The sequence below is a fragment of the Rhodococcus sp. 14-2496-1d genome (genome assembly GCF_002259365.1).
Taxonomy (GTDB): domain Bacteria; phylum Actinomycetota; class Actinomycetes; order Mycobacteriales; family Mycobacteriaceae; genus Rhodococcoides.
In genome coordinates, this window is the sequence record NZ_NPFV01000032.1 from 162,342 (window position 1) to 172,129 (window position 9,788).

A 9,788-nucleotide genomic window follows, 5' to 3' on the forward strand; every position below is an offset into this window, starting at 1 on the left:
TCGAGCATTGGTCGGTGGCGGCTATCGGGCCAGGTCGTAGTCGGATGCGGTGGCGGTGATGGTGGTGACGTAGTTCTGGGTCTCCGAGTAGGGCGGGACGCCGCCGAACTGTTGGACCGCTCCGGGGCCGGCGTTGTATCCGGCGAGCATCAATTCCACGGGATCACCGGTGATAGAGCCGGATTCGATGCCCGGTCGTAGGGTGTCGGCGACCGAGCAGTTGTAGCGGCCCTGCGCCATGACGGCGTCGCCGATGTCGTTGGGATCCCCCTCCCCCGCAGCTCCGGTGACCACACCCTGATCGTCGACGGGGAAACCGAACGACGCCCACGTTCCGGGGAGGAACTGCGCATACCCTTCGGCCCCGGCCGGGCTGGTCAGGCCCGGTGTGAAGCCGGATTCCTGTTTGAGCTGAGCGGCGAGGATCGCGGGTGAGAGCTCGCGGCACTGGGTGGCCGACAGCGCGAGCCACGGCTCGAACTCGGGCGGGATCTGGCCGGCGGCGAGGTTCGCGTGATCACCGAGACCGGCACCGGGTGCGGTGGTGCAGTTCCCGGTCGCCTTCGGTGCGGATCCGCCGCCGCCGCCGGGGACGGGCCCGTAGGTCTGGCCGGGTGCCGGTGCGCCGTGGCCGACGGTGGTGACGTGGAGGTGGTCGAAGTGGTTCTGGGTGGGAGATCCCCTGTCCTCCATGGTGTTCGGTTCACCTTGGGAGGGGATGTATTCCTGTCGCCAGATCATGTATTCGATCTGGAGATAGTCGCGGTTCGCCCACAGGTAGTCCTTGACCTGGTCGCCGAGCGCTTTGCCTTCCTCGGAGGACCAGTTGTCGATCATGATGTCCGCGGCCCGGCCGGAGGGGTGGTCGTCGAATCCCCCACCGTCGGCCCGCCACCCACCGATCGTGGTGATCTGCGGGAACTTCGCGTGAACAGCGCGGGCGACGCGGACCGTGTCGACCTGAAAGTGCTCTTCGGATCCGACGCCGGCGGGGAGAGCCGCCATCTCCGCGGTGCCGCTGTTCGGGGTGGGCGTGGTCGGTGCACTCGTCGATGGAGACGGTGACGGCAGTGGGCTCTGGCCGGTCTGTCCACTACCGGGCTCGGCGGCGGCGTCGTAGAACGGCTGCGGGTCGATCGCGTTGTCGGGCGACCAGGGCCCGGTGTGGTACTCGAAGTGCAGGTGCGCGCCGGTGGTGTCGCCGTTGTTGCCTTCGTCGGCGATGTGCTGACCCGCGGTGACGTGCTCGCCGGGCTTGACCAGGACACCGTCGGGGAACATGTGCCCGTACACCGTGGAGACGGTCTGTCCGTCGATGTTGTGCTCGAGGACGATCCACATCCCGAATCCGGTCGCGGGTTCGGCTTTGGTGACGATGCCGTCGGCGTAGGCGTAGATCGGTGTACCGACGGGACCGGCGAGGTCGATGCCCTTGTGCATCGTTCCCCACCGCGACCCGAACGGGCTCGTCAACTGGCCTTCGGAGGTCTTCATCGGCTTGGAGAACGACCCGGCCGGAACCCCGCCTGCAGCAGAGGAAATGCTCTTCCCGGGAAGACAATCGGTGGGGACTTCCTCGCGCACACCGGTGGTGACGAACAGGACCACGAACAGTGACAGTGCGAGGACGACGGCCAGCGCAATCGCGCCGCCTTTCTTCACAACGCGGCCGTCCGTATCGACTCCGCGCCGATCGATCGCGGGGCGTGGGCGGCCAAACGCTCGCTGAGGGTCCGGTTTTCCGACCGCAGTCGGGTGATCTCCTCCTCGGCGGCCCGCAGTCGTGCGGTCACCTCGTCCGCCGCGGGTCGACGCGAGGGCCCGTACTTGTCCTTGATCCACCGGGCCACGGTGTTCTCGTGAGCTCCGATCGAGACAGCCAAGGCTGCAACGCATTCGGCGCGGGAGGAGTAGTTGTGTCGCGACTTCTCGTATTGATCGAGCGCCCACGAGCGGGTCTGCGCCGAGTATTCGGCGCGGGGGTACTCGGCGGTCATCACTGCGCTCCGACCAGTACAGAGTCTTGGCCGTAGTGGGCGTCGTCGCTGTCGGCGGCGTGGTGCTGGCCACCAGCGAAGTACTCGGCGAAGCGGGCATTGGTGTCGTGGACCCCGGTGTCGTATTCGACGTCGGTGAGCACCGTCTGGATGGGGATGCCGGGGGTGTTGTCCTTGGCGACCTTGATCAGGAACTTTCCGCGCCCGATCGGGTTCCGGACCGTACGTCGTTCCGAGCCCCGGAGTGCTGCCCCGCGCGACCAGGACGTGACCATGCCTGCTTCGGCGGCGGTGAACTTCAGCTCCCCGGACAGGCGTTCGACCTCACCGATCGGCAGTCCCCCGCACACGACCATGCCGGCGCGGTCGATGAACCCCTTGGCGGTCTTGATATCGGCTTCAGTGGGCAGGGTTTCCAGGTCGCGGCCGGTGTGGGTGATCATCAGCAAACCGGTCGCGTCGGTGCGGTTGAGGCGGGTGATCTCGTTGACGCGGGCAACCATGCCCGGTCCGGCTCCGATGACCTGCCACAGCTCGTCCAGAGCCATCAGAAACAGTCGCTGCCGGTCCAGGCCTGCGTCGGCGAGCAGGTGCGCCGCTTCCACGGTGCCGTAGGCATCGGCCCAGCAGGAGAGCATCACGGCCGCTTTGAGGGTGGTGTCTCCGCGGTCGAGGGAAGAGACGTCGATGCAGATCATCGGTGCGTCGAGGTCGATCGGTTCGGTGGTGTGGTCGGCGAAGATGTCCCCGAGGGGGCCTGAGGTCAGTGCGCCGAGGGCCTGCATCAGTTCGGTGATCGCCTCGCGGTAGCCCTCGCGGTCGGTCTTGTAGGCCGCTTGGAGCATGTCCGCCGATCCAGCGTCGATGCGGGCGTAGAGGTCTTTGAGCAGCGGCGGGTACTCGTAGGTGAAACCGCCGTCGGCGTACAGCTCGCGCAGCGCGATACCGATCAGGGAGTTCTCGAAGGCTTTCACCGAGTGGGTGTCGTAGCGGATCAGCTCGACCAGGGCGCAGACGGCGTTGATCTGGCGGGTGGAGATGGTGATGGTGGCGACGTCGATCAGCTCGTCGAGCTCGGCGATGCGATCGGGGTCGGTTTCTGCGTTGCGGGCAGTGATCGCGCGGACGACTGCCTGTCCGAGGGCTCCGGCGGCGAGGGGGTTGAGGTGTCCACCGCCGTGGCCGAGGGTGATGATCTGCCCGCCGAGTAGGCGGGTGAGCTTGACGTATTCGCCTTTGATGTCGCCGGCGACGATCGGGGTCTGTCCCCAGCCGCACGCGCCGAGGAGGATCTTGCGGATCAGCGTCGATTTCCCCAGGCCGGGCAGGGACAGGACGAACATCGAGGGGTTGCCGATGAGCTTGTCGCGGAAGTACGCGAACGGATCGCAGGAGACGGCGTTGCCGGTGATGACGTGCTGGCCGACGATGGTGCCGGCCGAGGGTGCAGCTGCGCCGATCGCCCACGGGTTGAGCCCGCACATCTGCACCGAGGTGGCTTCGTACTCGATCGGTGCCGGGACGGTGGCCATGCGGCCGCCGCCGGGCCCTTTGAGGCCGCGTGTACTCGACGACAGTGCGGCGCGCCACCACGGGTCCCCAGCGGCGTCGTGGACGGCCCGTTCGACGTGAGGGTGATCGTTGCGCCACCGTGCGAGGCCTATGCCGCGTCGGGAGTACTGGTAGGGCTCTTCGGCGTCACCGGTCGCGACGGCTGCGGCGAGCTCGGCGTAGTCGGTGTCGCCGATGATCCAGCGGACGAATGCCGACGGCCGCGCAGCGTCGGTCTCGACATACAGGTCAGCTGCGTGTCCCAGGTCGGGGCGGTCGTCGGTCATGGTCATCGGGGAGTCTCTTTCTCACGCAGAGTGGGGGCCGGTGGGGGAGAGCAGTGTCTAGCTGCGGCGCACCAGGATCGAGGTGGAGATCTGATCGGGTAGCAGCACTCCGACGCCGAGACCGGCGACGAACGCGGCGTCTTGGAAGGCGAACGCGCGGCGCAGTCGCAGCCGGGATCGGGCGGCGAGGGATTCGGTGACGGCGGCGGCGTTGGCGATCTCGTCGACCGATCCGACGGTGATGGTCAGCAGTGCCGAATAGCGTTCGTATCCGGCGCCGGAGACCATTTCGCGGCGGGCCTGCTCGGCGATCTCGTGGCGCTTCTCCGACCCGGCGGAGGTGATCTTGTTTCCGCGAGAGTTGATCGCGTGCAGGGCGTCTCGGTGTTGCTTGTCGACCTTCTTCGCGGCGTCCCCGGCGGTGTAGGGGCGGTAGACGAGAGTGAGGCGCTTGCGTGGGAGGTCGTCGTGCGGCTGCAGGAGCGGTTTGAGGACGGTGTCGGTGAATACCGATTCCGGTGGTGCGGCCATCTCCCAGACGACCGAGACTCCGCCGTCGTGGCGGTAGTGTCCCCATTCGGTCTTGGCGCGGGCGGGGCCTGCGTCGTCCCAGTCGACGCCGTGCTCTTCGCCGGAGATCTCGAGTTCCTCGAAGTCGTTCTCGGTCGAGGGGTTGTAGGAGCGGTGCACGGCCGCGGTGATTTCGGCGGCGGTCATCGGTTGTGCGTCGATCCCGGCACCGGAGAGCGACTCGTACAGATCCGGCAGGCGGCGGGCCAGTTCGGTGGCCATCTCTTCGGGGTCCTTCTGTCGCTCGCGGGTGGTAGCGCGGAAGGTGATCGACAGTCGTGCCAGGGTGCGGTGGCGACCCGAGGGCATCCGGACGGCCGATTGCTCGACGAACGACGCCGCCAAGGGCGGTGCGGTGGAGACGAGTTCGTGTTCGGCACGCCGTGCCAGCCGCAGCCCGGTGGCGGGGATATTCTCCACCACCACCACGGCACCGACGATGTCGCCGGGCAGTCCGAGGTCGGCGAGGTAGACGCCCCAGTCGGCGGTGTAGAGGTCCTTGTCGCGCTGGACGATCGCTTCGTCGCCGCCGGGCAGGGCGTCGAAGATGACGGTGTAGCGGTGATCGTCGGGGTTGTGGATCATCCCGAATTCGTTGCCGTGTCGGTCGATTCCCATGTAGACCTTGGTGCGGGCGAGTAGGCCGGGGAGTTTGTAGCGGCCACCGGGGATCCTCGAGTGCGGTCCGGCGTGATATTCGGTGGACTTGTCGATGTGCTTGCGCCGCAGCCATTGCATTCTCAGTTGTCCTGTCTCGTAGAGTGTTCGGCCGTTCGGGGCGATGACCAGAGGGGCGAGGGCGAGCGCGCCGAAGCCCATCAGCGCGAGTCCGGCCACGACGTAGACGAAGATCAGAACCACGAACGAGATCGCGAAAAACCCTGCGCCGTAGGCGATGACCTTCGTCGGTAGGCCGAACGCGAACGTCGACTGCGGCCGGTTACCTGCCGAGTAGATCGGCGGCTCGTAGGGGGCTTCGAGCTGGGCGGTCATCGCACGGCACCACGTGCGATCAGTGCCGATCCGACGGTGACGGTGACGGCGACGATGTAGGCAAGGGCAGCGGTACGTGCGGGGATCTTCTCCCACCACGCCCACTGCACCGCCGGTCGCCAGGTGTGGGCGGCGGGAGACTGCGGCCCCTGGGCGGGGGTTTTCACTCCGACGGCGGGTGCGAACTCGTTGGCGTACTCTGCCCGGCCCGGTGCGCGGCGAAAGCTTAGGTGCGCGGAATGGAACCCGTTGAGGGTCCTACGGTCTCGTCGTGCCGCACGCTTCCAGGCGACCGCCGACCGTCCAGACCTGGCAGATGGCCACATAGCCATCATCAGCGCCTTGTCGGAGGTGATGATGGTGGTGCGCGAGTCCAAGGTGAGGACGATGCGCTTGGACGAGAGTCGTCGATCGTGTTGTCTCATCGTTGGATCCGTCCGTGGTAGTTCCCGACTGCGCCTTCTGCAGCCGAGCCGAGCGCAGTCGAGGCCGAGCCGGCGGTGCGACCGGCGTTGCCGGCTGTCTTCAGCGCACCCGCTGCCCCACGCAGACCTGCCGAGGATGCTGTGCGCCCTGCCGACCCGACGGCCGAGCCGACCCTGCGGGCTGCGCCCATCGGACCGGACGATGCGCCCGCGTGCGAGGGACTCGATCCCCCGTTGTAGCGGCCCTGAAATCCGGGAGACGAACGTGCGCCGGTACCTGCGGCACCCGAAGATCCGCCTCTGCCGCCGCCACCGGAGGACCCAGCGACGGTGTTCGCCGCTGCACCGAGGGCGCGCGATGCCGCCATCCCGCCTGCCCCCATCACCGCACCTCCTGCTGCGCCGAGCGCTCCTACTTCCCGCCCACCGGCGGAGATGGTTTCCGCTGCGGGAGCAACGATCTTGACCAAGGTGGGCAGGGAGAACCCGACGACGGCCAGCAGGATCGAGCCGATGATGACCGTGGCGATCTGATCCGAGCTCGACGCCGAGGATGCCCAGAACGCGAACAGATACAGCAGCGTCGCTACCGGCTTGAACAGCAGCGCGCCGAGAGTGAACGCGATCATCGACTTGTAGGAGCTACGCCCAGTGCCGGTGGCCGATGCTGCGGCGGCGAGCGGGATGACGGCGACGACGACGCACAGCACGGCCTCACGAATGAGCAGCGCGATGAGCTGGGCAACCGAACCGAGGAAGGCGAACCCGGCGCAGGCGAGAGCGAGGATCGGGCCGAGGCCGGTCTTGTCGTCGAATGCGGTGATGGCGGTGATCTTCTCGTTCAGGTCCCCGCCGACGAACTTCTTGAGCGCGTAGGCCGAGGCGACGTCGCCGACTTGGTGGAACATCAACACCAGGATCGGCAGTAGCGACACGGTGACGACGGTGCGCACCAGCATGCTGGCTGTTTCGGTGGCTCCTTCCATCACGGCTTGTTTGCGGGCGATGGCGAGTTTGGTCATGGCGAACACGATTGAGGCGAACAAGGCGATGACGGTGAATCCGGTGATGATGTTGCGCAGCCCCGACATGGCGTTCTCGGCGGCGAGTCCTGGTATGCCCGAGGACATCCAGAAGGTCATGACGGTGCGGAATGCCTGGCTGTTTCCTTCCATCACTGCTTTGGTGAAGTCGCCGACGGGGTCGCCCCAGAAGGCGGACGTCGCGGAGGAGACGGCAGTGGATATCGCGTCACCGGGGTTGTCCTCGAACGAGTTGGAGAGGCAGAACACCTGAGGGAGTGCGTCACCGGTCACGCTGTTGAGTTGGTCACCGATCCAGGTCGAGTCCGCGCGCGCCTTGTCCAGGCATTCTCGGCGGTCCTTCTGAAAGTCGTTGCCTTGGTCGGCGATATCTGCGATTCCAGGAACGGGCGGTGGGTCCTGGGCGTACGCGACGGCGTTGCTTCCCACGACGATCCCGACGGTGACCACCGCGAGAAGAAGGAACCGAATCGCACCGCGCCGGATTCGCTCGAAGAGGTTCGGGCGCGTCACCCGAAGCTCCAGGGAGTGAAGGAACTGATGTCGGTGATGTCGGTGTCGGTGGCGACGGAGCGTTTGTCTAGCCGGCTCCTCCAGGTACCGCCGTCGTAGAACATCGACGTGCGCAGGACTGTGTAGACAGGGGTGGTGCGGCGTTGCCCGTTGTCGTCGATGGGAACTTCGATGGCGAATTCGACTGACGCGAAATCAGAAGTGCAGCTTCCGATACGGAACGCCACCGGAGCCGGAAAACCAGTGGCGGCGTCTTGACCGGGCGCGTCCCACGCTTCGGCAGAGGCACCGCGATCGAGTTCGTCGGTGTGCACCGTGAGGAGCTCGTAGGCGTCTTTTGCCACCGGACCGGGACCGTACGTCGTTGCCACCCAATTCCACCCGGCCAGGGCTGCCCCCTGGGGAGTCTGGGTGTAACCGGTGGGTACGTTGCCGGTCACCGCGGCGGGGCCGTCTGTGGTCGAGACCAGCAGCGGCAGTGAGGCGGTCTGTTGGATCTGCACTCCGGACGGCGAGGTGACGGGGGTGTTGGTCGGGGTGCACTCGATCCGTGGCTCCGGAGCGGTCTGTGGCAGCGGCTGCCCGATCGGGTTGTTGGGGACGGTGACCTTGCGGCCGAGGATGTCGACGACCGGTGTCCCGAAACCGCGTTGCCCGTTGCTGCCCGAGCCTGATGCGTCGGTGGGTTCCGGTTGGGTGGTCGGCGGTGCGGCCACGGGCGGTGCACTGGCGTCCTCGTTCATGTTCGGGACGATGAAGAAGATCGTTCCGACGATTGCGATGACGACCAGGGCCGCGACTGCAATCAGAATGCTGCGGATGCGGCGGCTCATGACGTGCGCTCCAAAGTGGTGTAGCCGTCGAGGGTGTCGAGTTCGACGGCGTCGATGTTCTCCTCGGCGGTCGGTAGGACGATGCGCCAGTCATCGGATATCCATTGCAGAGCAACGGGATAGGAGTAGAGCTGGTCGTCGGTGCCGATGGTTTGGGCGACCGACACTGCTGCCGAGAGCGGGTTGTCGGTGTAGTCGGTGACCTCGAAGCCGACGAACTCAGGTGCGGCGTCGGCGGGGACCGATCCGGAGACGGTGACGGCGGCGCGTGCGGCCGCGAATTCGTCTCGCCCTGGTCCGGGTGCGGTGACGGTGTTGACCACTTCCGGCCACGCGCGGTCGTCGGCGACGGCGAGTGCGGTCTGCCCGTTGATCGCGGCTAGGACTGCGCCTTGCGGGGTCTGTGCATATCCGCTGCGGTCCACCGATGTTCCGGCGAAGGGCCCGTCGACCCGTGACGTCGGCACCGAGACCCCTGCTACCTCGCGCCAGGTTAGCTCGGCCGGGGCGGAGCGCAGATCGGGTGCTGCGTCCGGGGTGGCGGTCGGGGTCTCGTCGTTGCCGGATCCGCACGCAGCGAGTGCGAGGACAGTCGCCGCTGTTGCGGCGATCCGGAGTGTGCTGGAGACGGTCATCAGGTGAGGCCTTTCGGGTCGAGTGCAGTTCGGGCGCAGCGGATGTCGGGGTTCTCAGGCGAGGACGGCTTTGGCGATTCCGGATGCGGATCCGATGATGGCGGCGCAGATCAAGATCCGGGCCAGGGTGGCGTCCTCGACCACCTGTGTTCCGGTGGACTTGCGTTGGTTGACGAATACCGCGCCGCACACGAACAGTGCTGCGATGCACGTGACGATGGCGAACCAGAGCAGCCACGACAGGCCCTCCATGATCGGCTGCCACACCTCGTCGGGCCACTCCACTGGTTCCGTGGGTGGTTGCGCCAAGACCACGGCAGGTGTGTTCACGTCGCTGTTCCCGCGGCGGGAGAGTTGCCGAAACTCAGACGGATGCCGAGGGCGATACGCATGCCGGAGGAGATCAGTGGCCCGCTCCCCAGGCATCCGTGAGGCAGGTACCCCATCTCGTCTGCCGTGTCGTACGGCCCGTCAAGCTCGCGGGGTCGGGAGGTCAAAACACGAGCCCGTTGATTAGACCCGCCGCAGCACCGACGAGTACGGCCCCGACAAGGTTCCACATGATGGCGGACCCGCCGTCAGATCCTCCGTTCTTCTTAGATATTCCGAGTGTTGCGGCGGCGTAGACGAGTGCACCGACCAACCAGGTGATGGCGCCCCACATCAACCAGCCCAGCAACATGGATACTTTGTCGCCGATTTCACCGGTGGGTACCTGCGGGCTTACGTCGCCGATGTTCTGGGCTAGAAGGTCGGTGGCCGACGCGGCGAGGGTGGTGATCATGATGGTCTCCTGGTGTAGTAGTCGGTGTTGTGCTGTGAATGGTCAGCGACCTGCGGCGATGCGAGCTGCGGTGAAGATTTCCCGCCCGATCGCGGCGAGTTCGGGGTTCGGGGTGGTGGTCGAGGGGGCGGGTGCCCGCATCCGCCCGGGTGGGGGT

General features: G+C 66.6%; 10 protein-coding genes. All 10 read right to left on the minus strand.

The genetic code is table 11. The annotated features are described in order from the left end of the window. Window positions 1-21: 21 nt before the first annotated feature. Window positions 22-1,662, minus strand: a complete 1,641-nt coding sequence (locus CH296_RS27195) for a peptidoglycan DD-metalloendopeptidase family protein (protein ID WP_094686110.1) — start codon at window positions 1,660-1,662, stop codon at window positions 22-24. Then, the gene (locus tag CH296_RS27200; protein ID WP_094686111.1) at window positions 1,659-1,997 is read right to left on the minus strand and encodes a transposase; all 339 of its coding nucleotides are present in this window, start codon (window positions 1,995-1,997) and stop codon (window positions 1,659-1,661) included. The genes CH296_RS27195 and CH296_RS27200 overlap by 4 nt, the downstream gene beginning before the upstream one ends. Further along, window positions 1,997-3,841 carry an ATP/GTP-binding protein gene (locus tag CH296_RS27205; protein WP_256980592.1) on the minus strand — a complete coding sequence of 615 codons (1,845 nt, stop codon included), beginning with the start codon at window positions 3,839-3,841 and terminating at the stop codon, window positions 1,997-1,999. The genes CH296_RS27200 and CH296_RS27205 overlap by 1 nt, the downstream gene beginning before the upstream one ends. Window positions 3,842-3,892: 51 nt before the next feature. Then, window positions 3,893-5,398 (minus strand): SCO6880 family protein, encoded by a 1,506-nt coding sequence (locus tag CH296_RS27210; protein WP_094686112.1) that lies wholly within the window; start codon window positions 5,396-5,398, stop codon window positions 3,893-3,895. Continuing rightward, window positions 5,395-5,823 (minus strand): hypothetical protein, encoded by a 429-nt coding sequence (locus CH296_RS27215; protein ID WP_094686113.1) that lies wholly within the window; start codon window positions 5,821-5,823, stop codon window positions 5,395-5,397. Before CH296_RS27215 ends, CH296_RS27210 begins: the two co-directional genes overlap by 4 nt. Beyond that, on the minus strand, window positions 5,820-7,379 hold the full coding sequence (locus tag CH296_RS27220) for a hypothetical protein (RefSeq protein ID WP_094686114.1): 1,560 nt from the start codon (window positions 7,377-7,379) through the stop codon (window positions 5,820-5,822). Before CH296_RS27220 ends, CH296_RS27215 begins: the two co-directional genes overlap by 4 nt. Further along, window positions 7,376-8,212, minus strand: coding sequence for a hypothetical protein (locus CH296_RS27225; RefSeq protein WP_094686115.1), 837 nt, complete (start codon window positions 8,210-8,212; stop codon window positions 7,376-7,378). The genes CH296_RS27220 and CH296_RS27225 overlap by 4 nt, the downstream gene beginning before the upstream one ends. Next, window positions 8,209-8,847 (minus strand): hypothetical protein, encoded by a 639-nt coding sequence (locus CH296_RS27230; protein WP_094686116.1) that lies wholly within the window; start codon window positions 8,845-8,847, stop codon window positions 8,209-8,211. Before CH296_RS27230 ends, CH296_RS27225 begins: the two co-directional genes overlap by 4 nt. Before the next feature lie 54 nt (window positions 8,848-8,901). Next, on the minus strand, window positions 8,902-9,177 hold the full coding sequence (locus tag CH296_RS27235) for a hypothetical protein (RefSeq protein WP_094686117.1): 276 nt from the start codon (window positions 9,175-9,177) through the stop codon (window positions 8,902-8,904). A 163-nt stretch (window positions 9,178-9,340) separates the two neighbouring features. After that, window positions 9,341-9,631, minus strand: a complete 291-nt coding sequence (locus CH296_RS27240) for a hypothetical protein (RefSeq protein ID WP_094686118.1) — start codon at window positions 9,629-9,631, stop codon at window positions 9,341-9,343. Window positions 9,632-9,788: the final 157 nt, after the last annotated feature.